Here is a 24771-nt window from a genome sequence, read left to right as displayed (position 1 = left end):
AACCTGGTGGGAAGCCGCTCTAGCGTGCGGTGACGCGGGGGGCGGGGGCGGCGAGCGCCTGCGCCAGCGCCGCCTCCGCCACCGGGGCCATCGCCGCATAGCCGGCGGCATTGGGATGCACGCCGTCGATCGTGAAGGCGGCGCGCATCGCCTGGCCATCATGCAGCGCCGTCCAGTAATCGGCATAGGTCGCACCGACCGAGCGCGCATAGTCGCGCAGCCAGGCGTTCATCGCGGCGATCCGCGGCGCGGGCGCGATGCCGGGCCGCCACGGGAAACGATCGGTCGGCGGGATCGAAGCCAGGATCACGCGGATGCCATGCGCCTGGGCCAGTTCGGTCATCGACCGGATATTCGCCTGGCTCTGCGCGGCCGTCATCGGGCCGGTATTGCCGGCGATGTCGTTGGTGCCGCCCATGATCTGCACGACGGCGGGATGCAGGTCGATCACGTCCTGGCGGAAGCGGAGCAGCATCTGCGGCGTCGTCTGCCCGCTGATCCCGCGCCCGATCCGGCCGGGGGTGAAGAAACCGCCCGCCTTCTCCACCCACCCTTGCGTGATGGAATCGCCCAGGAAGACGATGCGCGGCGTGTCGGCCCGGGCGGCGGGCAGGGCCGCGTTCTCCGCCTGGTAGCGGCCCAGCCAGGCCCAATCCTCGTGCAGCCGCCGTTCGCGCTCCTGATCCGTCTGGGCGGAGGCAGCGAAGGGCTGGGCGATCATGGTAGCGGCGATCATCGACAAAGGGGCAGGGCGCATGGCCGTTACGCTGCCCGTCCGCGCCGGAAAAGGCAAAAGCCGAATATGCATTTGCGGATCAGCCACCTATGAAGGCGGCGAAGGCCGGGATGAACGGTCCGAGACGGGAGAGCGTGATGCGTGCAATGGGGCTTGGGACGACGGCGATACTGGCGCTGATAGCGGTATCGGGAGCCGGTTCGGCGCAACAGGCGACCGCGCCCTCCACAGCCAGCACTGCCCATCCGGCGAGCTGGCCAGTGCTCGCCCGGCCGCGCCAGCGCGATCCCAAGTTGGAGGCGCGGATCGACGCCCTGCTCCAGCGCATGTCGATCGAGGACAAGGTCGGCCAGCTCCTCCAGGTCGATATCGCCAGCATCACGCCCGCCGACCTGGAGACGTACAAGCTCGGCTCGGTCCTGAACGGCGGCAATTCCGCGCCGGGCGGCGACGAATATGCGCCGGCCGCCAAGTGGCTGGCCCTGTTCGACCAGTTCTATGACGCGTCGATGAAGCGGACGGACGGCCGGCCCGCCATCCCGGTGATCTGGGGCACCGACGCGGTGCATGGCGACAATAATATCGTCGGCGCGACGCTGTTCCCGCACAATATCGGCCTGGGTGCGATGCGCGATCCCGACCTGGTCGAGAAGATCGGGCGCGCGACCGCGCTGGAGACGGCGGCGACCGGCATCGACTGGAGCTTCGCGCCGACCGTGGCGGTGGTGCAGGATGATCGCTGGGGCCGGACCTATGAAAGCTATTCGGAGGACCCGGCCATCGTCGCCTCCTATGCCGGCCGCATGGTGCAGGGCATCCAGGGGCGGATCGGCCGGGACTTCATGGGCAAGGGCCATGTCATTTCCTCGGTGAAGCATTTCCTGGGCGATGGCGGCACCGGCGGCCGCGACCAGGGCGACACCCGCGTGTCCGAAGAGGGACTGCGCGACATCCATGCCGCCGGCTACACCACCGCGCTGCCGGCCGGCGCGCTGACCGTGATGCCCAGCTTCTCCAGCTGGAACGGGCAGAAGATGACCGGCAACAAGAGCCTGCTGACCGGCGTGCTCAAGGAGCGCTGGGGGTTCGACGGCTTCACGATCGGCGACTGGAACGCCCATGGCCAGGTGCCCGGCTGCACCAATGAGGATTGCCCGGCGGCGATCAATGCCGGGCTCGACATGTTCATGTATTCCGGCTCGAACTGGAAGCAGCTCTACGCCAACACGCTGGCCGAGGCGAAGGACGGCCGCATCCCGGCCGCGCGGCTGGACGATGCGGTCCGGCGTATCCTGCGGGTGAAGATGCTGGCCGGGACGTTCGAGGCGGGCCGCCCCTCGTCGCGACCGATGGCCGGCAAGTTCGAATTGCTCGGCGCGCCCGAGCACCGCGCCATCGCCCGCCAGGCGGTGCGCGAGTCGATGGTGCTGCTGAAGAATGACGGCAACCTCCTGCCGCTCAGGGCCAGCGCCAATATCCTGGTCGCCGGACGCGGGGCGGACAATATCGCGCAGCAGGCGGGCGGCTGGTCGATCACCTGGCAGGGAGCCGACGTGCCCAATGCCGCCTTCCCCAACGGTCAGTCGATCTGGAGCGGCATCGACCAGGCGACGCGCGCGGCGGGCGGCAAGGCGTCGCTGTCGGTCGAGGGCCGCTACACCGCCAAGCCGGATGCGGCGATCGTCGTCTTCGGGGAGACGCCCTATGCCGAGTTCACCGGCGACCGGCCGACGCTGGAATACAGCCCCGAGGACAAGAGCGACCTCGCCCTGCTCCAGCGGCTGAAGGCGGCGGGCATTCCGGTCGTCGCGGTGTTCCTGTCGGGCCGGCCGATGTGGGTAAACCCGGAGCTGAACGCGGCCGACGCCTTCGTCGCGGCCTTCCTGCCCGGCACCGAGGGCGGCGGGGTCGCCGACATGCTGCTGGCGGGCAAGGATGGCCGGCCGCAACAGGATTTCCGGGGCCGGCTCAGCTTTTCCTGGCCCAAGCGGCTCGACCAATATGTGCTCAACCGGCGCGATGCGCCTTACGACCCGCTCTTCCCGATCGGCTATGGCCTGACCTATGCGCAAAAGGGTGCGCCGCTTGGCCGACTGGACGAGAGCCGCCCGGCGACGGCGGCGGGCGACCGCAACGCGCTGTTCGTGCGCGGTCGGGTGGCGGCAGGGGACCGGCTGGCGAACGAGGGCCGCGTCGTCCAGACCCGCACCGATCGGGCGGCGCAGGAGGACAGCCTGAGGCTGGCCTTTGCCGGGGCGGGCATGACCCGGATCGAGGCGACCGCGCCGATGGACCTGACGCGGGAGGCCAATGGCCAGCTCAGCCTGGTGGTCGCGTATCGCGTGGTGACCAAGCCCATAGGCGCGGTGACCCTGGCCATGACCGGCGGCAAGACGGCGAGCGTGCCGGTCGACGGACTGCTTGATGCGAATGCGGGTGAATGGGGCATCTTCTCCGTACCGCTCAGCTGTTTCGCGCAGGGCGGGGTCGACATGACCCGGGTGACGGTGCCCTTCGCACTGTCGAGCAGTGCCGCGCTCGGCATCGACCTGTCCTCGATCCGCATCGCCAGCGCCCCGCCGGGCCCGGTCCGCTGCGGGGCGAAGTAAGCGGGCCGGTTTCCTCCCCGTCCGGGGGCGGAAACCGGCGCCCCGCCATGCATACGATTTCACGAACCTCACGGCCGGCACGGCTATGCGGCTATAGCCCGATCCCAGATGATTCGCGGGACAAGCGACGGGAGAGGGTATGAAAAAGGGATATTGGCTGCTGTCGGCGGTCGCCGTCGCGGCCCCGGCGGCGGCGCAGGTGTCGCCGGTCGCGGGCGGGGTCGAGGTGCGGAACGCCGTCGCCACGATGCAGGTGGTGGCGCTGACCCCGGAGACGCTCCGCATCCGCGTCGCCCGGGACGGCCGCTTCGCCGAGGATGCGAGCTGGGCCGTGGACAGCGAGACGCGCAGGCTGCGCGCCGCCGTCAAGCCGGGCGCGGACGGCTTCTCGACCAGCGCGCTGCGGGTGAAGGTCGATCCGCAGACGCTGGCGCTGACCGTCACCGACCGCGCCGGCAAGGTGATCGTCGCCGATGACGCGCAGCCGGTCGCGTTCGACGGCCGGGGCTTCACCCTGAGGAAGGCGATGCCGCAGGCGGCGCATTATTACGGGCTGGGCGACAAGACCGGGCCGCTCGACCGGCGCGGCGGCAGCTTCGTCGACTGGAACACCGATGCTTACGGCTTCGGCGTCGGCACCGACCCGATCTACAAGTCGGTCCCCTTCTTCGTCGCCACCGGCGGGGCGGGGGGCAGTTACGGCCTGTTCCTCGACAATAGCTGGCGGAGCTGGTTCGACTTCGGCCATCGCGAGGACAATGTGCTGGCGCTGGGCGCGCCGGACGGGCCGGTCGACTATTACGTCATCGCCGGGCCGAGCACCGCCGAGGTGGTGCGCCGCTATGGCGACCTGACCGGCCGGTCGCCGCTGATGCCACAATGGGCGCTCGGCTATCAGCAGTCGCGCTACAGCTATATGACCGCCCAGGAGACGCGCGCCATCGCCGATCGGCTGCGCCAGGACCGCGTGCCGACCGACGTGATCTGGCTGGACATCGACTGGCAGGATCGCAACCGCCCCTTCACCGTCGATACCAAGGCGTTTCCGGATATGGCCGGGCTGGTCCGCGATCTGGGGACGCAGGGCATCAAGCTGGTGACGATCACCGACCTGCACGTCGCCCGTGCGCCGGACCAGGGCTATGCCCCCTATGACAGCGGCGTGGCGGGCGACCAGTTCGTCCATGCCGCCGACGGCAAGACCTATGTCGCGCCGGTCTGGCCCGGCCCGTCGGTCTTTCCCGACTTCACCCGCAGATCGACGCGCGACTGGTATGGCACGCTGTTCCGCCAGCAGGTCGACTGGGGCATCGCCGGCGTATGGAACGACATGAACGAGCCGGCGATCTTCGAGACGCCGACCAAGACCATGCCGCTGGACACGGTCCATCGCATCGACAGCGACGGCTTCGCAGCCCGCACCGCGACCCATGCCGAGGTCCACAACATCTACGGGATGCAGAACACCCGCGCGACCTATGACGGGTTGCGCACGCTCCGCCCGAACGAGCGCGCCTTCGTGATGACGCGCGCCAGCTATGCCGGGGGGCAGAAATATGCGGTCACCTGGACCGGCGACAATGTGTCGAGCTGGGATCATCTGAAGCTGTCGGTGCAGCAATTGCTCAACCTGGGCCTGTCGGGCTTCGCCTATAGCGCGGCGGATGTCGGCGGCTTCACCGGGGGCCCCAGCGCCGACCTGCTGACCAAGTGGTTCGAGGTCGCCGCCTTCACCCCCGTGTTCCGCGATCATAGCGCCAAGAACACGCCGCGCGCCGAACCCTGGGTCGACGGGCCGGAGCATCTGGCGATCCGTCGCCGCTATGTGGAGGAACGCTACCGGCTGATGCCCTATCTCTATGGGCTGGCGGAACTGAACGCGCGCAGCGGCGACCCGATCATGCGGCCGGTCTTCTACGATTATCCGGCCGCCGCCTCGGCCAGTTGCGACCAGAGCATGGCCTGGACGCTGGGCGGCAAGCTGCTGGTTGCGGGCAATCCCCGGCCGGAAAGCCCGCAAGCCTATAGCATCTGCCTGCCGGCCGGCGGCTGGTATGACTATTGGTCGGGCCGGCCGGTGCAGGGCCAGATGCAGGGCGCCGACGGACCCGTCCAATCGGCCAGCCAGGCGACCGGGGCGGCGCGCACCGCCAGCCTGACGCTGATGGAGACGCCGACGCTCGACCGGATGCCGGTGTTCGTGCGCGCCGGCACCATCCTGCCGCGCCAGCCCCTGGTCCAGAGCACGTCGGAGCGCCCGCAGGGACCGCTGGAACTGCATGTCTATCCGGGGCCGGATTGCGCGGGCGACCTGTATTTCGACGACGGCCATTCGATGGGCTTCGCCAGTGGCGACTATCTGCGCCAGCATGTCAGCTGCCGCCTATCGGGCGACGGCCGGGTCACGATCGACTTCGCCCCGCGCGAGGGTCGCTATGCCCCGTGGTGGACCGCGATGACCGTCATCGTCCATGACCGGGTCCGCGAGGGCAAGGCGACGCTGGGCGGTCGCAGCCAGTCGGCGCGGTTCGATCCCGCGAACGGCACGGTGGCGGTGACGCTGCCCGACCAGCCGGGCGGCAGCCGGTTGATCGTGACGCGGTGATCGTCACGGATCAGGAGGCGCGGCCATCCAAGCCGCGCCTCGCGCTGTTCGCCTTCGGTGACTTCGCGTTCAACCTCTACTGGCAGAGCGCGCTGCTCTATCTGCTCTTCTATTATACCGAGGCGCTGGGCCTGGGGGTGGAGCGCGCCGCCGCGCTCTATCTGGCGGCGTCGATCTGGGACGGGATCGCCAATTTCGCGGTCGGCGCGCTGGTCGACCGCTATGGCGACGGCCGGCGCTGCCGCATCGCGATCATGGCCGGGGCAGTGCCGCTGGGGCTGAGCTTCGTCCTGGCCTATGCGCCGCCGCCGGTGACGGGCGGTTGGGCGAGCCTGTTCATCCTTGCGGGCCATTTGCTGTTCCGCACCGCCTATGCGGCGGTCAACGTGCCCTATCTGGCGCTGTCGGCGCGGGTCAGCCCGGACAGTCGCGACCGCGCCTTCGTCGCCGGCCTGCGGATGCTGGCGGGGACGGCGGCGGCGGTGACGGTGGCGCTGGGGACCGGCTGGCTCGGCACATGGCTGCTGGGCGCGGGGCCGCGCGCCTATTTCGGCGCCGCCTTGCTCTTCGCCGGCCTCGCCACCGCGATCCTGCTGGCGGTGGGCGGCACGACGCGGCTGGCGGTCCGGGAACCCGCCCCGGGCGATCGCCCGTCGATCGCGCGGTGCCTGGTCAGCCTGGCGCGCAACCGCGCCTTCGTCACCCTGTCGGCGGCGATGATGGCGATGATCGCGGCGACCACTATCCTCAACAAGTCGGTGCTCTATTATTTCAAGTACGTCTTCGGCAGCGAGGGCGCGGGGCAGGTCGCGCTGGCGGCGATGCTGGCGGTCAGCGCCGCGGCGGTGCCGGTGTGGATGACCCTGGCCCATGCCACCGGCACCCGGCGGGCCTGGTTCGTCGCGATCGGCCTGTGCGTCGCGGCGCTGGCCGGGTTCGCGATCATCGGGATCGACCGGATCGCGCCGATGCAGGGCTTCCTGATCTTCATGCAGGCCGCGACGGTGGGGCTGCACTTCGCCTATTGGGCGCTGCTGCCCGACACGATCGACTATGGCGAGCGGACCACCGGCGTCCGGGTCGAGGGGATCGTGTTCGGGCTGGCGGCGCTGCTGCAACGCGTCGCGATCGGTCTGGCGACGGCGATCCTGGGCCTCAGCTTCGGCAAGGCGGGCTATGTCGCCAATGTCGCGCAATCGGCGGAGACGCTGGCCGACATTCGCTGGACCGTGGCACTGGTGCCGCTCGGCTTCTTTCTGCTGTCGGGCGTGGTGATGGCGTTCAACCCGCTGCGGGCGGGGGAGTAGCGGCCTGGAACATGCCTCGATCCCGATCACTATGGCAGGATCGCTGGGAGGGGTCGGCTTATGGTTCTGCTGCATATCCTCTGGCCGGGCTTCGCGCTGGCGACGCTGATGCTGGGGCTCTGGTCCGCGCTGCTGGTGCGGCGGACGCGGGGGGCGGGCGGCACCGATGCAGCGGGCATGTTTGTGCCGCCGATGCTGGTGCTGGGACTGATCCCGCTGCTGATGCTCGCACGGCAGGCGGGGGTGGCGCAGGTGCTCCTGGCCTGGATCTTCGTCGTCGTGCGCATCGGCCATGCGGCGGCATGGCTGCGCGAGGGCGAGGGGCGGCGCGCGTGGCGGCTCGACCTGGCATCGCTCGCCATCGTCTCGGCGATGTGGATCGGCTTCCTGGTCGACTTCGTCCGGGCGGCGGTCGTCTATCAGCGGGCGATCGCGGCGCTGCTCACCGTCTGACCGCAACCGTCCCGGGGCCAGGGCGTTGGCGGTGACGGACAGAGGAGCAGCATATGGCCGAGATCGATCACGATCAGGTGTGGAAGGAGTTCAGCGAGGCGGTCAACATGACCCCGTCCGAACTGGAAAAATGGCTGAAGACCGAGGAGAGCAAGGATTCCGGCACCGGCGTCGGCCATGACTCGGGCGAGCGAATCGTCGCGATCAAGCACAAGAAGAAGGCCGACCTGACCGACGACGACTATGCGCACATGCAGAAGGTGGTCGGCTATGTGCACCGCCACCTGGCGCAGGGTGGTCCGGACGAGAAGAAGGACAAGGACGATTCCACCTGGCGCTATTCGCTGATGAATTGGGGGCACGATCCGCTGAAATAGGCGGACGGCCTCTCAGCGGATGTCGGACCCTGTCGGACCCTGTCAGACTATCGAACTTCGCTGTCACCACGCACCATCCCGGCCCTGGCCGGGATGGTGCGATCCATGACGGTGCGCTGGCGATCACCCCGACCTGCCGCCCTCAGGCGGCGATGTCGTAGGGCTTGATCTCGCCCGCCAGATAGAGGTTGCGCGCCTTGGCCCGGCTCAGCTTGCCCGAGGAAGTGCGGGGCAGCGTTCGCGGCGGGATCAGCTCGATCACGCAGTTCATGCCGGTCACCGAGCGCACCCGCTCGCGGATCGCGTCGCGCAACCGGCCGCGCTCGGCCTCGTCGCTGCTGCGGCACTGGACCAGCACCGCCGGCGTCTCCTCGCCACCCGGCGTGGTGATCGCGAAGGCGGCGATGTCGCCGGCCTTGAAGCCCGGCAGCTGCTCCACCGCCCATTCGATGTCCTGCGGCCAGTGATTCTTGCCGTTGACGATGATCATGTCCTTGGCGCGACCGACGATGTAGATATAGCCGTCCGACATATAGCCCATGTCGCCGGTATCCAGCCAGCCATCGGCCATGCACGCCTCGGTCGCGGCGGGGTCGCGGAAATAGCCGACCATCACCGACGGCCCCTTGCACCAGACCTTGCCGATCGCCCGCTCGGGCAGCGGCGTGCCGTCCTCCTCGCGGATCTCGACCGTCATGTCGCGCACCGGCTTGCCGCAATTGACGATCGCGCGGAACCGCTGCGGCCGGTTGCCGTCGCGATCGGCGCCCGACAATTCGGTCTCCTCGACCAGCTCGACGCGGATCCCCTCGCCCGGCGGCATCAGCGACACGGCCAGCGTCGCCTCGGCAAGACCATAGGAGGGCAGGAAGGCGCTAGCCTGGAAGCCGGCATCGGCAAAGGCGTCGACGAACTTCTGCATCACGTCGGGGCGGATCATGTCCGCGCCATTGCCCGCGACGCGCCAGCGCGACAGGTCGAACCGGTCCGATGCCTTGGTCTGCGACGACATGCGGCGCGCGCAGATGTCATAGCCGAAGGTCGGCGAATAGGACAGGGTCGTGCCCTGGTTGCGGCTGATCAGGTCGAGCCAGGCGAGCGGGCGACGCGCGAAATCCTCGGTCTTCAGATAGTCGGTCGACACCTGGTTGGCGACCGGCGACAGGAAGCAGCCGACCAGGCCCATGTCGTGATACCAGGGCAGCCAGGAGACGCAGCGATCGGTCGGGCCGATCGCCATGCCATGGCTGTGCGCCGCCAGATTGTTGAGCAATGCCTCGTGCGTGATCGCGACGCCGTGGGGGAAGCGGGTCGAACCGCTGGAATATTGGAGATAGGCGATCTGGTCCGACGTCGCCTCGGGCAGCGCGACATCCGGCGCGGGCTGTTCGGCGAAGCTGGCCCAGTCAGTGCCCTCGACGCCGCAGGCCTCCGCCGCCGCCTTGGCCATGTCGGCGAGTTCGGGCGGATAGATCAGCATCCTGGGGTCGCAGCTGCCGAGCTGGACGCGCAGCTGGTCGATGTACGAATCCCGCCCGCCGAACGAGGTCGGCAGCGGCAGCGGCACCGGCCAGGCGCCGGCATAGACCACGCCGAAGAACAGGGCGGCGAATTCGGCCGAGGTCTCGGCGACCAGCGCGATGCGATCCTCGGGCGCCACGCCCGCCGCGATCAGCCGTCGCGCCGTGGTCAGCGCATCGTCGCGCAGCTCGGCAAAGCCATAGGGACGGACCAGCGTGCCGCGCGCATCGTGGAAATTCAGCCCGCGCACGCCCGTGGCGGCATAGTCCAGCGCCTCGCCCAGCGTCGCGAAATTCGCATAGCGACGCGGCAGCGCGTCCTCGGTCGGCGTCGCAATCGGCGCGGACTGGGGGGTGGGAGCGGTCGTCATCTAGGCCAAGGTCCTTCGGGGGCAATTCGTCACGCTATCTCTTCCTTAGGCTATGTGGCACAAACAAGGCGAATGTCGCCCAGAGGCTCCCGAACGCGTACGCCGCCCCCCGCGCTCGACGCGGCTGCGCTCGATCGCCTCGCGCTCCGCTATGTCGAGCGTTTCGCCACCACCCGCGGAAAACTGACCGATTACCTGCGGCGCAAGATCCGCGAGCGGGGCTGGGAGGGCGACCCGGTCGACCCGGCGGCGGTCGCCGAGCGGATGGCGGGCCTGGGCTATATCGACGATCGTTTCTATGCCGAGAACAAGGCCATGTCGTTGACCAGGCGGGGTTTCGGCGCGAGTCGCGTCGCCGATGCGCTACGCCAGGCGCGGGTCGACGACGCGGATGCCGTGCCGGCGCGGACCATCGCCGCCCAGGGGGAGGGGGCTAGTGCGCTGGCCTTTGCCAAGCGCAAGCGGATCGGGCCGTTCGCCACCGAGCCGGCCGATCCCGCCCGCCGGCAGAAGCAGATCGCGGCGATGGTGCGGGCGGGGCATGGCTTCGCCGTGGCGCGCCGGATCGTCGAGGCCGGGCCGGGCGATGTCCCGGAATTTAACGATGCGGTAACGCTTGAGCATTGCGACGAGGGCGATCCATGGTAGCAAGGCCCCGTCAGGGGTGACTTATGCAATTGGACACGCAAGGTGGGAGCGTGCCCGACAGGGGCAGCGTAACCAACGGGGGATCGGGCGGCGGTTCGGTCGAAGATGGTGAGATCGCGATCAGCGGCGTCATCAAATGGTTCGATGTGACGCGCGGGTTCGGTTTCGCCGTGTCCGACGATCCGTCCATCGGCGACGTTCTGGTGCATTTCAGCGTCTTGCAATCGCATGGCCGCCGCAGCCTGCCCGAGGGGGCGCGGGTCGAGGCGCGGGCAGTCCAGCGCGGGCGCGGCTATCAGGCGCGCGAGGTGCTGACGATCGACCTGTCGGAGGCGGTGGAGGAACCCACCGCGCCCCGGCCGCGCCTGGGGGCGGATCGGGTCGATCCGGTCGGCCTGATCGATCGTGCCGGGCCCTTCGAGCCGACCGTGGTGAAATGGTTCAACCGGCTGAAGGGCTATGGCTTCCTGGTCCGCGACAGCGACGGGGCGGACGTCTTTGTGCATATGGAGACGTTGCGGCGCGGCGGCGTGATGACGGTGGAGCCGGACCAGCCATTGCGCGCCCGCGTCGTGGACGGCCGCAAGGGGCCGCTCGCCGTGCTGGTCGAGCCAGCCGAGGCATGATTCGCCATCGCCTGCTCCGACTGGCGCTCGCGGCGGCGCTGGTCGGTCCCTCCGCCTGCCGGGGCAGCGCGGGCGGGCAGGATGAGGCGGTCGCCACGATCCCCGTCACGCTCACGGGAGCAAGTGGACGCCATGTCTTCCAGGCCGAACTCGCCCGCACGGCGGCGCAGCAGGAAAAGGGGCTGATGTACCGCACCGGCCTGGGCCCGGATTTCGCGATGCTGTTCGCGCCCTATCCGCCGGATGGCGGCCCGCCGGTCGCGACCAGCTTCTGGATGAGGAACACCCCGTCTTCGCTGGATATCGTGTTCATCCGGCCGGACGGCACCATCGCCCGGATCGCGGAAAACACGGTCCCGCTCGACGAGACGCCGCTCTCCTCGGGCGAGCCGGTGGCGGCGGTGCTGGAGGTGCGCGGTGGCCGCATGGCGGAACTTGGCCTGGGTGAGGGCGACCGGGTAGAGTGGACGTTGCCCGACGGCCCCCATGCTGGTGGTTGAAGCGCGGCGCGGGTCGCGGTAAGCGCTGGTCCATGGGCATCAACCTCAATCCCTTCACCTGGTGGAACGGCGCCTCCTGGGGCACCATGCTGTACGGCCTGCGCGGCAAGGCGCGCGTCGGCGAGGACGAGCTGGGCAACGTCTATTATGAAGGCGGCACCGACACCGCCGGCAACCCGCGCCGCTGGGTGATCTACCAGGGCTCCAACGATGCCAGCCGGGTGCCGCCCGACTGGTTCAGCTGGCTGCACCACCAGATCGACGACGTGCCGTCCAAGGCGCTGCCCCCGGTCCGGCCGTGGCAGAAGCCGGCCCTGCCGAACCTGACCGGCACGCCGCTGGCCTATCGCCCGTCCGGCGCGCTGGAGAAGGGGGGCGTCCGCGCCGCCGCCACCGGCGATTACGAAGCCTGGACGCCGGAGGGATGATTCGCTGGATCGCCGCGGCCCTGGTGGCCGTGGCGCTGGCGATTGGCGGCTGGTTCGGCTGGCGCGCCTATCAGGACCGCCGCACGCCGCTGGCCGGCGGTCACCGGATCGAGCAGATCCTGCCCGAATCGACGCGCAGCGACATCGAGACGGTCGACGCGAACGGCACTGTCGCCGCCGCATCAAGCGTGACGCCGATGGCGCAACGCGTCGCGGTGATCGGCCTGCTCAACAAGCGCAATGGCGAAAGCCGCGACGTGACGATGCGACCGGGCGACGCCAAGCGCACCGGTGACGTGGTGCTGCGCCTGCGCGCCTGCGAACGCACCGCCCCCTGGGAGCAGGATCAACTGACCGGCGCGTTCATGCAGGTGGACGTGCGCGGTGCCGACAGGATCTGGCGTCGGCATTTCTCCGGCTGGCTGTTCAAGGAGCGGCCGGGGCTCAACGTCGTCCAGCACCCCGTCTACGACGTGTGGGTCAAGAGCTGCACGATGTCCTTCCCCGATACCGGTCCCGCCACGGAAACGCTGGCCGCGCCGGCCAAGCGGTCGAGCGCCGCGAAATCGCCGCCGCCCGCCGCCGAGCCGGACGAGTCGGCCGGCGAGGATGCGGCGCCGTCGCCCAGCGCCGCGCCCAGCAACGCCATATAGTCGGACCGATCGATCTCCACCGCGCCCATCGTGGCGAGGTGGGCGGTCTGGAACTGGCAGTCGAGCAGGGTGAAGCCGCCCACCCGCAGCCGCGCGACGAGCCAGGCGAGCGCGACCTTGGACGCGTCGGTGGCGCGGCTGACCATGCTCTCGCCGAAAAAGGCGCGGCCCAGTGCCAGGCCGTAGAGGCCGCCGACCAGTTGATCGTCCAGCCAGCATTCGACCGAATGCGCCAGCCCGCGCTGATGCAGATCGAGGAACACCTGCTCGATGGGATGGCTGATCCAGGTCTCGGGACGATCCTCGGCGCTTTCGGCGCAGAGCCGGATCGTGCGCTCGAAGGCGGTGTCCGCGGTGACGCGGAACCGGTCCTGCGCGATGACCTTGCGGAGCGAGCGGGAGAGGTGGAAGCCGTCGAGCGGCAGGATGGCGCGCCGCTTGGGCTCGACCCAATAGCATTGGTCCGCCTCGCGATCGTCTGCCATCGGGAAGACGCCCACCGCATAGGCGCTGAGCACGAGAAGCGGGTCGAGGCGGTCCATGGTCGTCCCCATGGTGGGGCCAACCATCGGGTCTTGCAAGCATCCGAACGGCATAGATCCGGTCGCGGAGGGAAAGACCGGACAGCAAAAGGCCGGCGGTTCGCACCGCCGGCCCTGAGAGGATCGACGTCAGGCCGACCTTAGACGTGGCAGGACAGGGCCTTCTTACCTGGTGCGGTGACCGTGACATTCTTCTCGTCGCCGCTCAGCGTCCAGCCGCCCTCGGCGGTGTAGGGCTTGCCGGCCTCGGGCGCGGTCAGGCGGACGGCCGTCGCGGTCGACGGCGCGCGCACCAGCACCTGCTTGTCGCCCTGGAAGAAGGTGACGCCGACCAGCGAGCTGTCCGAGCAGCGGAAGGTCTTGTCGGCGCGGATCGCCGGCGGCAGCTCGACGGGCGCGGCGTTGGCGATCTGGTTGGCCATGGGATCGGGATTGGCATCGACCACTTCCGGCGTGGACGGCTGCGAGTTGCAGGCGGCGAGAGCCATCAGCGGGGCGGCGAGCAGGGGAAGGAAGCTTTTCATAGCGACCTGCGCTTCGCGAATGCAGCACGACGCGTCAAGTATTGTTGCGTCGGCAATCGTTATTCCTGGGGCGATCCGAGCCTCGCCCGGTCGGCATTGAGGCGGCGGCCGGCGGCATTAGCCGGGCTTGTCCGGGGCAAAGCGACCCTCGCTTGGCCCGGCGGCGTGGCGGGCGTATGGCGCGGCATGGCCATCATCCCCGACACGCTGTCCCTAATCGGCAATACCCCGCTCGTCCGGCTCAAGGGGCCGAGCGAGGCGGCCGGCGGCGATATCTTCGGCAAGTGCGAATATGCGAATCCCGGCGCGTCGGTGAAGGATCGCGCCGCGCTGGCGATCATCGAGGATGCCGAGGAGCGCGGCGCGCTGTTGCCCGGCGGCACGATCGTCGAGGGCACGGCCGGCAATACCGGCATCGGCCTGGCCCTGGTCGCCAATGCCAAGGGCTATCGCACCGTCATCGTCATGCCGGAGACGCAGAGCCGCGAGAAGATGGACACGTTGCGCGCCCTGGGCGCGGAGCTGGTGCTGGTGCCGGCCGCGCCCTATTCCTCGCCCTGCCATTTCGTCCACACCTCGCGCCGGCTGGCGGAGGAGACGCCGGGTGCGATCTGGGCCAACCAGTTCGACAATATCGCCAATCGTCGCGCCCATATCACCGGCACTGCCGAGGAGATCTGGACGCAGATGGAGGGCCGCGTCGACGGCTTCACCTGCGCGGCGGGCACCGGCGGCACGCTGGCCGGCGTCGGCATGGGGCTGAAGGCGCATGACGAGGGTATCCGCATCGCGCTGACCGACCCGCATGGCGCCGCGCTCTACGAATATTACGCGTGCGGGGAGTTGAAGGCGGAGGGCGCGTCGGTGGCGGAGGGGATCGGGCAGGGCCGGATCACCGCCAATCTGGAAGGCGCGCCGATCGACACGCAGTTCCGCGTCTCCGACGCCGAGGGCTATCATTGGGTGCGGCGATTGCTGGACGAGGAGGGGCTGTGCCTGGGCCTGTCGTCGGGCATCAACGTCGCCGGTGCGATCCTGCTCGCCAGACAGATCGGGCCGGGCGCGCGAGTCGCGACGATCCTGTGCGACACCGGCTTCCGCTACCTGTCGACGCTCCACAACCCGGAGTGGCGCGCGGCCAAGGGTCTGGCTTAGGACGGAAACGGGGCATCCGGTCGCGGCGGGTTGAGAATTGTCGCGTGAGACACTAGGTTGCACCCACACGATGAATGGTGCTCCCGAACCCTCGCAGACGGTGCAGCGCGTCAAGGTCGGCATGATCGGCCTCGCTGCCGTCGTCCTGCTCATTGCGCTGGCCAGTGCGATCATCGGCTCGGTGACGCGCGAGCGGCCGGTGCCCGGTGCGGCGCAGGCCAATCTGGTCGCCGAGATGGCCGCCGGCAACAGCGTGCCGCCGGCGTCCTCGACGGGCGAGCCGCTTGCCGAAATGGGCGTCGCGCCGCCGACCGCCAATAGTCAGGCGACCGCACAATAGCTTAGGCCGGACGATCCCGACCGGGTCGTTTGGGGATTTTACGGGAACGCCCGCTCCGGCCAGACCGGAGCGGGCGTTTTGACATGGATTTCGCTGCGCCGCAGCGACCTACGCATTTTCCCGTAGTTCGTTTTATTTCAACGATATGCGGGTAGCTTCCCCGGATTTCCCCAAAAATCCCGTTGCGGCCCCGCCACCGGCTTGGTACGTCAAGGCTCATTCAGGGGCATGCTCACCGCCGATGCGGAAGCACTGGAAGAGGAAGTCGATCTTCCCCTTTCGGCGCGGCGGGGTCGTGCGCGCCAGAAGTGCGGAGTTGGCGTGTTGGACAGGGGGCGTTATCAGGGCGATGGCATCGGCCTTGTCGATGACAAGGGACGGGTAGCCATACCCGCCGCGCTCCGCGCCACGCTCGCCGCCAACGCGCCCAAGGCGGACGGCAAGACCGGCGGCACCGTCATCATCGGCGCCCATCAGAAGAACCGCTGCCTCGTCGCCTATGATCCGGGCTATGTCGACATCCTCGCCGCGCGCCTTGATGCGCGCGAGGCGGCGAATACCGGCCCCGACGGCGAATATGACTATAACATCAAGCGTCGCGCCGCCGCCGGCGAGGCCGTTCCGTTCGACGGCTCGGGCCGCTTCATCATGCCGGCCTTTCCGCGCTTCTATGCCGGCATCGGCGAACATGCCTTTTTCTATGGCGTGCTCGACTATATCGAGATCTGGGACCCCAAGACGCTGATCGACACCGAGGACATGCCCCCCGTCGTCAAGGAAATGGCGCGCTTCTACATGATGCAGAAGGGGGTGACGCTGTGACCGACGCCCCGCACATCCCCGTCCTGCTCGACGAGGTGCTCGCGGCGCTCGCCCCCGCGCCGGGCGATACGATGGTCGACGCGACCTTCGGGGCGGGCGGCTATACGCGCGCGCTGCTGGCGCAGGGGGCGAGCGTGATCGCCTTCGACCGCGACCCCGATGCGATCGCCGCCGGTCGCGCCTCTGCCATCGACGGGCTGACCCTGGTCCATGCCGACTTCTCGACCATGGAACAGGCGATCGAGACGCCGGTCGACGGCGTGACGATGGATATCGGCGTGTCGTCGATGCAGCTCGACCAGGCGGGGCGCGGCTTCTCCTTCCAGTCGGACGGTCCGCTCGACATGCGGATGAGCCAGGACGGGATGAGCGCGGCCGACTTCCTCAACACCGCCGAGGAGGACGCGATCGCCGACGTCATCTATCGCTATGGCGACGAGCCCAAGTCGCGCCGGGTCGCGCGGGCGATCGTCGCGGCGCGGCCCCTGTCGCGCACGGCGGAGCTGGCGACGGTGGTGCGCCGCGCGCTGGGCCACAAGCCGCACGACAAGAAGGACCCCGCCACGCGGACCTTCCAGGCGATCCGCATCCATGTGAACCGCGAGCTGCACGAGCTGGTCGAGGGACTGGCGGCGGCGGAGCGGATCCTGAAGCCCGGTGGCCGGCTGGCGGTCGTGACCTTCCACAGCCTGGAGGACCGGCTGGTCAAGCGCTTCCTGCGCGATCGGTCGGGCGGCGCGCCCGCGGGCTCGCGGCACCTGCCGCAGGCGGCGGCGGGGGCGGCGCCGAGCTTCGAGGCGGTCGGCCGCGCGATCCGTGCGGGCGAAGATGAATTGGCGCGCAACCCGCGCGCCCGATCGGCAACATTGCGGATAGCCAGGCGGACGGCGGCGCCCGCCTGGAAAGAGGAGATGAGCGTATGACGGCGGCCTATCGGTTGAAGGGCTTCGCCTGGTTCGGGGTCTCGGTCGCCGTGGTCCTGGGCTTCTACCTCGTGTCGCTGCAGGTGGCGAACGAGCGCAAGAAGCTGGAGCAGGTGAACCGCCGCATCGCCTCGGCCGAGCGGGACATCCGCGCGCTGGAGACCGAGTTCGACACGCGCGCCAATCTGGCGCAGCTCGAACGCTGGAACGGCGATACGCTGGCCCTGTCCGCGCCGACCGCGCAGCAGTTCGTCGGCGACGAGGCCGCGCTCGCCTCGATCGACGTCCATTCCGCGCCGGCGCCGGGCCCGGACGGCGCGCCGGTCCGCACCGCCGCGTTGCTCGTCCCCTCGGGCATGCCGCCGCAGCCGGCGATGACCCTGGTCGCCGCCAATGCGCCGGCCCCGGTCGCGCCCGCCGCCGCGCCGGTCCGCGCGACCGTCCGTACCGCGAGCGCCGGCAAGGGGCTGGACGTCGGCCTGGTCCGCACCGCGGCCGTGACCGCAGCGACCAGCGCCGCCGCCAAGGTGAAGCCGGACGCGGTGGCGCTGCTCGACCGCAAGCTGCTGTCCGAGCGGACGCTGGGTGACATCCTGTCGCGCGCACGCACCGAGGCGAGCGGCAAACGGTGACGGCACTGGTCGCCCGGACGTCGGCGCAACGCCGCAGCGCCAAGCAACGCCACCAGTTGGTGGCGACCGCGCATACGCGGCTGATGATGTTGCTGTTCCTGTTCGGGGCGGCGGTGCTGCTGGTGATCGGCCGGCTGGGAATGCTCGCCGCCTTCTCGGGGAGCGAGGCGCGCGCCGCCGTCGCCTCGCTGGCGGCGCGGGGGGATATCGTCGACCGCAACGGCGCGCCGCTCGCCCGGACGATCGACGCCTGGACGATCGGCGTCCATCCCAAGAAGATCATGGGCGACCGGATGGAGATCGCCGCGCGGCTCGCCGCGCTGATGCCGGATCGCGGCGACCAGGCCTGGTTCTACGCGCAGCTGACCAAGAACGCCTCCTTCGCCTATCTCCAGCGCCGCGCCTCGCCGGCGCTGGTCGAGCAGGTCAATGCGATCGGCGAGCCGGCCCTGGTCTTCGCGCGCGAGACGCAGCGGCTCTATCCGCAATCGACCATGGCGGCCCATGCGCTCGGCTTCCTGTCGACCGACGGCCATGGCATGAGCGGCATGGAGCGCGTGCTCGACACGCGGCTGACCGACCCGACGCTGGCCAAGACGCCGGTGGCGCTGTCGATCGACGCGCGGGTCCAGGCCGCGATGGAGAGCGAGCTGGGTCGCGCGATGACCACCTTCTCCGCGCGCGGCGGCGGCGGCATCGTGCTGGACGTCGCGACGGGCGAGGTGATCGCGATGGTGTCGCTGCCCACATTCAACCCCAACCGCGTCGGCATGGCGGGCAGCGAGGAGCTGCGCAACATCACCACGCAGAGCGTGTTCGAGCTGGGATCGACCTTTAAGCCGATCACCATGGCGACCGCGATCGATACGGGCGTCGTCACCTCGATGAACCGCCGGTTCGACGCGACGCATCCGCTGAAGGTCGGCGGCTATACGATCCATGACGAGCGCGGCGATCCCAAGCGCTGGCTGAACATGGCGGAGACGCTGATCTATTCGTCGAACATCGCTACCGCCCGCGTCGCCGACGAGGTCGGGCCGCAGCGGATGCAGGCGATGTTCAAGAAGCTCGGCTTCGACACCAAGCCCGATATCGAGCTGCGCGAAAAGGGCCGGCCGCTGCTGCCGACCTATTGGGCGCGGACCACGACGATGACGACCGCCTATGGCCATGGCATCGCGGTGACGCCGCTGCATCTGGCCAGCGCCTATGCCGCGCTGGTCAATGGCGGCATCTGGCGGCCGGCGACGCTCCTCAAGGTGGAGCCCGGCCATGCGGCCATCGGCCGCCGCGTCATCAGCGAGGCGACCAGCGCGCGGATGCGTCAGATGCTGCGGCTGATCGTGCTGCGCGGCACCGGCCGCAAGGGCGATGCGCCGGGCTATCGCGTCGGCGGCAAGACGGGTACGGCGGAGGCGGCGGTCGCGGGCGGCTATGACCATAGCCGCAACGTTGCCACCTTCGCCGCGGCCTTCCCGATGGATGCGCCGCGCTATGTCGTCCTGGCGATGCTCGATTCGCCGCTCGGTACCAAGGAGACCTACGGTTGGAAGACCGCTGCCTGGAACACTGCCCCGGTCGTCGGCCGCACGATCGCGCGCGTCGGGTCGATGCTGGGCGTGGTGCCCGACGAGCATCGGGATATCGACGTGTCCGATATCATACCGACGCTGTGGCAGGACCCGTCCGTGAAGACCGCGAGCGGCGGGCATTGAGGATCGGCCGATGAAGCTGGGCCAGTTGACCGGCGGGACGGAAGAGACGAGCGTCACCGGCTTCGCGATCGATCATCGCAAAGTGGCGCCGGGCACCATATTCGGCGCGTTCCAGGGCGCACGGGTGAATGGCGAGGATTATATCGCCGACGCGATCCGCTCGGGCGCGGTCGCGGTCGTCACCCGGCCGGGCGTCATCGTCGAGGGCGCGGTGCATATCGTCCATGAGGAGCCGCGCGCCTGTTTCGCGCGGCTGGCGGCGCGCTTCTTCGGGCCGTTCCCGGACGTCGTGGTCGCGGTCACGGGCACCAACGGCAAGACGTCGGTGGTGGAGATGACGCGGCAATTGTGGCGGATGGCGGGCGAACATGCCGCGTCGATCGGCACGCTGGGCGTCACCACGGCCGACGACCGCACCCATACCGGCCTGACCACGCCCGATGTCGTCACCTTCCTGTCGAACGTCGCCGGGCTGGCGCGCGAGGGGGTGACGCATGTCGCGTTCGAGGCGTCGAGCCACGGCCTCACCCAATATCGGACCGAGGGGCTGCGCGTGGCGGCGGCGGCCTTCACCAACTTGTCGCGCGACCATCTCGATTATCATGGCGACATGGCGGCCTATCTGACCGCCAAGCTGCGCCTCTTCTCCGAAGTGCTGTCGCCTGACGGCACGGCAGTGGTCTGGGCCGACGATCCCGAAAGCGCGCGGGTGATCGATCTGGCGCGCGAGCGGGGCAATGCGCTGATCACGGTCGGCGAACGCGGCGCGACGCTGCGGCTGGTCGGGCGCGACCCGACATTGCTGGGCCAGGGGCTGACGATCGAGGCGGAGGGGCAGGTCCACCACGTTCAGTTGCCGTTGATCGGCGGCTATCAGGCCGCGAACGCGCTGGTCGCGGCCGGGCTGATGATCGCCACCGGTGCGCCGGTCGGGCCGACGCTCCAGGCGCTGGCGCGGCTGCAGCCGGTGCGTGGGCGGCTGGAGCGGGCGGTGATCGCGCGCAGCGGCGCGCCCGTCTATGTCGATTATGCGCACACGCCCGACGCGCTGGAGGCGGCGATCGCCGCGCTCAAGCCCCATGCCGGCGGCCGCCTGATCGTGGTGTTCGGCGCGGGCGGGGACCGCGACATCGGCAAGCGCGAGCCGATGGGGCAGGTGGCGCAGCTCTATGCCGATCGCGTCATCGTGACCGACGACAATCCGCGAACCGAGGACCCGACGGCGATCCGTCGCGCGGTGCTGGCCGGCGCGCCGGGAGCGACCGAGATCGGTGACCGCCGCGCCGCCATCGCCGCCGCCATCGCCGAGGCCGGACCGGAGGACATCGTGCTGATCGCGGGCAAGGGCCATGAACAGGGCCAGATCGTCGGCGAGATGGAATTGCCGTTCGACGACGTGACGGTGGCGCGGGAGTGCGCGGCATGAAGCGTCGCATCGTGATCCCGCCGGAAAAGCGCTCCGTCGCACCCGGCCCCGCCGAAACGGCACCGCGCGAGCGGCGCAAGCTCGGCCTGAACTATGGTGGAGCGGGGCCGGCGACACCGCTCGAGGAGCATGCCTCGTGAGCCTGTGGACCGCAAGCGAGATCGCCGCCGCGACCGGCGGGACGACCAGCACCGATTTCGACGTGACGGGTGTCGCGTTCGACAGCCGCGAGGTCGGCTCCGGCGACCTGTTCGTGGCGCTGTCGGGCGAGGCGACGGATGGTCACCGCTTCCTCGACCAGGCCTATGCGCAGGGCGCGGCCGGAGCGCTGGTGTCCCGCGCCGAGGAACGATCCAGCGTCCGCGTCGCCGATACCTTCGCGGCGCTGGAGGATCTCGGCCGTGCGGCGCGGGCACGAACCGACGCGCGGATCGTCGGCGTCACCGGCTCGGTCGGCAAGACCAGCGCCAAGGAGGCGCTCTACGCCTGTCTGGAGCGCGGCTGGCGCGATGCGGTGCATCGTTCGGTCAAGAGCTACAACAACCATACCGGCGTGCCGCTCAGCCTGGCGCGGATGCCGCGCGCGGTGCGGGCCGGCGTGTTCGAGATGGGGATGAACCATGCGGGCGAGCTGGCGCATCTGACGACGCTGGTCCGCCCGCATGTCGCGCTGATCACCGCCATCGCGCCCGCGCATACCGAATTCTTCCCCGATGAGTCGGCGATCGCCGATGCCAAGGGCGAGATCTTCCAGGGCCTGGAGCCGGGCGGGGTGGCGATCGTCCCCCATGACAGCCCGCATCGCGACCGGCTGATCGCGGCGGCCCGACCCTATGCCGATCGGATCGTCACCTTCGGGCTCGACAAGGGCGCGGACGTCCAGGCGCTGGAGATGATGCGCGTCGCCGCCGGCACCTATGTCACCGCGCGGCTCGGCACGCGCGAGTTGAGCTTCACCCTGTCGCAACCGGGCCTCCACTGGGTGTCCAACGCGTTGGGCGTGCTGGCGGCGGTGGAGGCGGTCGGCGGCGACCTGGGGCTGGCGGGGCTGGCGCTTGCGGATCTGGGCGGCCTTGCGGGGCGCGGCGCGCGTTTCGACGTCGCGGCGGGCGAGGGCCACGCGCGCGTCATCGACGAAAGCTACAATGCCAACCCTGCCTCGATGCGGGCTACGCTGGCGGTGCTGGCGCAGGAGCCGGGCCGGCATCTGGCGGTGCTGGGCGAGATGCGCGAGCTGGGCGAAGGATCGGCCGACTATCATGCCGGGCTGGCCGAGCCGGTGCTGGCGGCGAAGGTCGAAACGGCCATATTGGTCGGCGAAGCGATGCGGCCGCTGGCCCAGGCCCTTGCCGCACAGGTTAACATCGTTCATGTGCCGGACGCTTCGACGGCCCTCGACACGCTGCGCGCGACGATCGCGCCGGGCGATGTGGTGCTGGTCAAGGGTTCCAACGGCGTAGGGCTGTCGCGACTGGTCGCGGCGCTCAGGGGCGGCTGAATGCTATACTGGCTTGCGGAGCAGCTTGGATTTCCCGGGCTGCTCAATCTTATCCGTTACCAGTCGTTCCGGACGGGCGCGACGGTGGCGACGGCGCTGTTCATCGGCCTGCTGATCGGCCCGCGCTTCATCGGCTGGCTCCGCGTCCGCCAGGGCAAGGGACAGCCGATCCGCGCCGACGGGCCGCAGACGCACCTCGCCAAGCGCGGCACCCCGACCATGGGCGGGCTGATGATCCTGACCAGCATGGTGCTGGCGGTCGTCATCTGGATGAACGTGTTCAACCCCTATGTCTGGGCGTGCCTGTTCGTGACCCTGGGCTTCGGCGCGATCGGTTTCCTCGACGATTACGACAAGGTGCGGAAGGCATCCACGGCGGGCGTCTCCGGGCGCACCCGGCTGCTGCTGGAGTTCGCCATCGCCGGCATCGCCGCCTGGATCATCATGGGGCAGAACGGGCCGCATCTCTACCTGCCCTTCACGTCGCGCATGTATATCGACCTGGGCTATTTCTATCCGGTCTTCGCCGCGTTCACGATCGTCGCCTTCGGCAATGCGGTGAACCTGACCGACGGGCTGGACGGCCTGGCGACGATGCCGGTCATCATCGCCAGCGTCGCGTTCATGGTGATCGTCTACCTGGTCGGCAATTTCAAATTCGCCGAATATCTGGGCATCGCGCACGTGCCGGGCGCCGGCGAGCTGGCGATCTTCTGCGGCGCGGTGGTCGGCGCGGGTCTCGCCTTCCTGTGGTTCAACGCGCCGCCGGCGGCGGTGTTCATGGGCGATACGGGCAGCCTGGCGCTGGGCGGCGCGCTCGGCACCATCGCGGTCGTCGCGCATCACGAGATCGTGCTGGGCATCATCGGCGGCCTGTTCGTGGTCGAGGCGATGTCGGTCATCATCCAGGTGTTCTTCTACAAGCGCACCGGCAAGCGGGTATTTCGCATGGCCCCCATCCATCACCATTTCGAACAGCTCGGCTGGTCGGAGCCGACCGTCGTGATCCGCTTCTGGATCATCGCCTTCGTGCTGGCGCTGGCCGGCCTGTCGACGTTGAAGCTGCGATGATCGTCGCGCGCGCCTGGGGCGGGAAGCGCTATGCGGTGCTGGGGCTGGCCCGGTCCGGCCTGGCGACCGTGCGGGCGCTGGCGGCGGCCGGCGCCCATGTCGTCGCCTGGGACCATGACGAAGCGGCGCGAGACGCGGCGGCGGCGATCGACGGCGTCATCGTCCACGACCCGATGCTGCTCGACCTGACCGGCGCGGCCGGGCTGGTCGTGTCGCCGGGCGTGCCGCTCAACGCCCATCCCCTGGTCGCACGCGCGCGCGAAGCGAACGTGCCGGTGATCGGCGATATCGAGCTGTTCGCCGAGGCGCGCGCCGAGCTGCCGCCGCACCGGGTCGTCGGCATCACCGGCACCAACGGCAAGTCGACCACCACCGCGCTGGTCCGCCATCTCTGCGAGACGGCGGGGCGGCCCAACCTGATGGGCGGCAATATCGGCCTGCCGATCCTGGGCCAGGCCCCGCTGCCGGACGGCGGCGTCTATGTGCTGGAACTGTCCAGCTACCAGATCGACCTGACGCTGAGCCTCGACTGCGACGTGGCGGTGCTGCTCAACATCACCCCCGACCATCTCGACCGGTATGACGGGTTCGAGGGCTATGCCGCGTCCAAGGCGCGGCTGTTCGCGATGCAGTCGGCCGGGCACGACGCGGTGATCGGTATCGGCGACGCGCCCTCGGCGGCGATCGCGCGGAGCCTGTCGGCCAGGGCTGAGCATCTGACCAAGATCGCGCCCGGCGTCTGCATGGACCAGTCGCGCTGGCCGTCGCTGCAAGGCCCGCACAACGCACAGAATGCGCTCGCCGCGATCGCGGTCGCGCGGTCGCTGGGGATCGGCGAGGCGGAGATCGATCGCGGGCTAGAGAGCTTCGCCGGACTGCCGCATCGCATGGAGCGGGTGGCGGAGCGCCACGGCGTCGCCTTTATCGACGACAGCAAGGCGACCAATCCCGAAAGCGCCGCACCGGCCCTGGGCGCATTCCCGCGCATCCACTGGATCGTCGGCGGCCGGGCCAAGGGCGACGAGCTCGACGCGTGTGCGCCGTGGTTCGGCCATGTCGTCCGCGCCTATACGATCGGCGAGGCGGGACCGCGTTTCGCGCAGGTGCTGGACGGCAAGGTCCCGGTCGAGGAGGCCGGGACGCTGGACGTGGCGGTCGCCCGGGCGGCGGCCCATGCGGAGGCCGGCGACGTCGTGCTGCTGTCGCCCGCCTGCGCCAGCTTCGACCAGTTTCGCGACTATGAGGATCGCGGCCGGGCCTTCCGCCGCGCAGTGGAGGCACTGGCATGAC

At 69.5% G+C, this 24771-nt stretch carries 24 protein-coding genes and 1 pseudogene; 21 read left to right on the top strand and 4 right to left on the bottom strand.

Features of this window, described 5'->3' with window-relative positions:
• Positions 1-19 precede the first annotated feature (19 nt).
• A complete protein-coding gene (locus BRX43_RS05920) occupies positions 20-721 on the bottom strand; it encodes an SGNH/GDSL hydrolase family protein (protein ID WP_241214797.1) in 702 nt (233 codons plus the stop codon).
• 152 nt (positions 722-873) lie between these two features.
• Here BRX43_RS05920 and BRX43_RS05915 point away from each other — a divergent pair, with 152 nt between their 5' ends.
• From BRX43_RS05915 to BRX43_RS05895, 5 genes are all read left to right on the top strand, one after another.
• Positions 874-3345: a glycoside hydrolase family 3 protein gene (locus tag BRX43_RS05915; RefSeq protein WP_125994011.1), complete on the top strand. Its 2472-nt coding sequence runs from the start codon at positions 874-876 to the stop codon at positions 3343-3345.
• 139 nt (positions 3346-3484) lie between these two features.
• On the top strand, positions 3485-5950 hold the full coding sequence (locus BRX43_RS05910) for a TIM-barrel domain-containing protein (protein ID WP_125993932.1): 2466 nt from the start codon (positions 3485-3487) through the stop codon (positions 5948-5950).
• Positions 5947-7257: an MFS transporter gene (locus BRX43_RS05905; RefSeq protein ID WP_125993931.1), complete on the top strand. Its 1311-nt coding sequence runs from the start codon at positions 5947-5949 to the stop codon at positions 7255-7257. The genes BRX43_RS05910 and BRX43_RS05905 overlap by 4 nt, the downstream gene beginning before the upstream one ends.
• Positions 7258-7317: 60 nt before the next feature.
• A complete protein-coding gene (locus BRX43_RS05900; RefSeq protein ID WP_125993930.1) occupies positions 7318-7710 on the top strand; it encodes a hypothetical protein in 393 nt (130 codons plus the stop codon).
• Positions 7711-7763: 53 nt separating this feature from the next.
• Positions 7764-8087 carry a DUF3140 domain-containing protein gene (locus BRX43_RS05895; RefSeq protein ID WP_125993929.1) on the top strand — a complete coding sequence of 108 codons (324 nt, stop codon included), beginning with the start codon at positions 7764-7766 and terminating at the stop codon, positions 8085-8087.
• A 142-nt stretch (positions 8088-8229) separates the two neighbouring features.
• On the opposite strand, the gene BRX43_RS05890 is transcribed toward BRX43_RS05895, so the two are convergent.
• Complete coding sequence (locus tag BRX43_RS05890) at positions 8230-9978, bottom strand: fatty acyl-AMP ligase (protein ID WP_125993928.1); 1749 nt, start codon at positions 9976-9978, stop codon at positions 8230-8232.
• A 72-nt stretch (positions 9979-10050) separates the two neighbouring features.
• Between BRX43_RS05890 and BRX43_RS05885 the strand changes: the two genes are divergently transcribed.
• The 5 genes and pseudogenes from BRX43_RS05885 to BRX43_RS05865 all read left to right on the top strand — a co-directional run.
• Positions 10051-10626, top strand: coding sequence for a RecX family transcriptional regulator (locus BRX43_RS05885; protein ID WP_125993927.1), 576 nt, complete (start codon positions 10051-10053; stop codon positions 10624-10626).
• 50 nt (positions 10627-10676) lie between these two features.
• Positions 10677-11252: a cold shock protein gene (locus BRX43_RS05880; RefSeq protein ID WP_241214796.1), complete on the top strand. Its 576-nt coding sequence runs from the start codon at positions 10677-10679 to the stop codon at positions 11250-11252.
• Positions 11249-11752 carry a DUF192 domain-containing protein gene (locus tag BRX43_RS05875; RefSeq protein ID WP_125993925.1) on the top strand — a complete coding sequence of 168 codons (504 nt, stop codon included), beginning with the start codon at positions 11249-11251 and terminating at the stop codon, positions 11750-11752. The genes BRX43_RS05880 and BRX43_RS05875 overlap by 4 nt, the downstream gene beginning before the upstream one ends.
• A 32-nt stretch (positions 11753-11784) precedes the next feature.
• On the top strand, positions 11785-12180 hold the full coding sequence (locus tag BRX43_RS05870; protein WP_125993924.1) for an NADH:ubiquinone oxidoreductase subunit NDUFA12: 396 nt from the start codon (positions 11785-11787) through the stop codon (positions 12178-12180).
• Positions 12177-12704: pseudogene (locus BRX43_RS05865) on the top strand (DUF2155 domain-containing protein); the annotation flags it as partial. The gene BRX43_RS05870 and the pseudogene BRX43_RS05865, both read left to right, overlap by 4 nt.
• Here the strand turns inward: BRX43_RS05865 and aat are convergent.
• Positions 12647-13375: a leucyl/phenylalanyl-tRNA--protein transferase gene (gene aat / locus BRX43_RS05860; protein ID WP_125993923.1), complete on the bottom strand. Its 729-nt coding sequence runs from the start codon at positions 13373-13375 to the stop codon at positions 12647-12649. The pseudogene BRX43_RS05865 and the gene aat overlap by 58 nt on opposite strands.
• Positions 13376-13515: 140 nt before the next feature.
• On the bottom strand, positions 13516-13899 hold the full coding sequence (locus tag BRX43_RS05855) for a hypothetical protein (protein WP_125993922.1): 384 nt from the start codon (positions 13897-13899) through the stop codon (positions 13516-13518).
• 186 nt (positions 13900-14085) lie between these two features.
• On the opposite strand from BRX43_RS05855, the gene BRX43_RS05850 reads away from it, so the two are divergent.
• The 11 genes from BRX43_RS05850 to murD all read left to right on the top strand — a co-directional run bounded on the left by BRX43_RS05850 (position 14086) and on the right by murD (position 24770).
• Positions 14086-15054 (top strand): cysteine synthase A, encoded by a 969-nt coding sequence (locus BRX43_RS05850; protein WP_125993921.1) that lies wholly within the window; start codon positions 14086-14088, stop codon positions 15052-15054.
• A 70-nt stretch (positions 15055-15124) separates the two neighbouring features.
• A complete protein-coding gene (locus BRX43_RS05845) occupies positions 15125-15394 on the top strand; it encodes a hypothetical protein (RefSeq protein ID WP_241214795.1) in 270 nt (89 codons plus the stop codon).
• A gap of 321 nt (positions 15395-15715) precedes the next feature.
• Positions 15716-16216, top strand: a complete 501-nt coding sequence (locus BRX43_RS05840) for a division/cell wall cluster transcriptional repressor MraZ (protein ID WP_125994009.1) — start codon at positions 15716-15718, stop codon at positions 16214-16216.
• Positions 16213-17139, top strand: coding sequence for a 16S rRNA (cytosine(1402)-N(4))-methyltransferase RsmH (rsmH, locus tag BRX43_RS05835; protein WP_125993920.1), 927 nt, complete (start codon positions 16213-16215; stop codon positions 17137-17139). The genes BRX43_RS05840 and rsmH overlap by 4 nt, the downstream gene beginning before the upstream one ends.
• Complete coding sequence (locus tag BRX43_RS05830) at positions 17136-17771, top strand: hypothetical protein (RefSeq protein ID WP_125993919.1); 636 nt, start codon at positions 17136-17138, stop codon at positions 17769-17771. The genes rsmH and BRX43_RS05830 overlap by 4 nt, the downstream gene beginning before the upstream one ends.
• Positions 17768-19486: a penicillin-binding protein 2 gene (locus tag BRX43_RS05825; protein ID WP_125993918.1), complete on the top strand. Its 1719-nt coding sequence runs from the start codon at positions 17768-17770 to the stop codon at positions 19484-19486. The genes BRX43_RS05830 and BRX43_RS05825 overlap by 4 nt, the downstream gene beginning before the upstream one ends.
• Positions 19487-19496: 10 nt before the next feature.
• A complete protein-coding gene (locus BRX43_RS05820; RefSeq protein ID WP_125993917.1) occupies positions 19497-20912 on the top strand; it encodes a UDP-N-acetylmuramoyl-L-alanyl-D-glutamate--2,6-diaminopimelate ligase in 1416 nt (471 codons plus the stop codon).
• On the top strand, positions 20909-21052 hold the full coding sequence (locus tag BRX43_RS20220; RefSeq protein ID WP_164523542.1) for a hypothetical protein: 144 nt from the start codon (positions 20909-20911) through the stop codon (positions 21050-21052). Before BRX43_RS05820 ends, BRX43_RS20220 begins: the two co-directional genes overlap by 4 nt.
• Positions 21049-22410: a UDP-N-acetylmuramoyl-tripeptide--D-alanyl-D-alanine ligase gene (gene murF / locus BRX43_RS05815; RefSeq protein ID WP_125993916.1), complete on the top strand. Its 1362-nt coding sequence runs from the start codon at positions 21049-21051 to the stop codon at positions 22408-22410. The genes BRX43_RS20220 and murF overlap by 4 nt, the downstream gene beginning before the upstream one ends.
• Positions 22411-23481 (top strand): phospho-N-acetylmuramoyl-pentapeptide-transferase, encoded by a 1071-nt coding sequence (gene mraY, locus BRX43_RS05810; RefSeq protein ID WP_125993915.1) that lies wholly within the window; start codon positions 22411-22413, stop codon positions 23479-23481.
• Positions 23478-24770, top strand: a complete 1293-nt coding sequence (gene murD, locus BRX43_RS05805; protein ID WP_125993914.1) for a UDP-N-acetylmuramoyl-L-alanine--D-glutamate ligase — start codon at positions 23478-23480, stop codon at positions 24768-24770. Before mraY ends, murD begins: the two co-directional genes overlap by 4 nt.
• Position 24771: the final 1 nt, after the last annotated feature.

Source organism: Sphingomonas sp. S-NIH.Pt15_0812 (genome assembly GCF_003951315.1).
GTDB lineage: Bacteria > Pseudomonadota > Alphaproteobacteria > Sphingomonadales > Sphingomonadaceae > Sphingomonas.
Note: the sequence above shows the minus strand (reverse complement) of the source record. Positions and strands in the feature narration are given on the sequence as shown.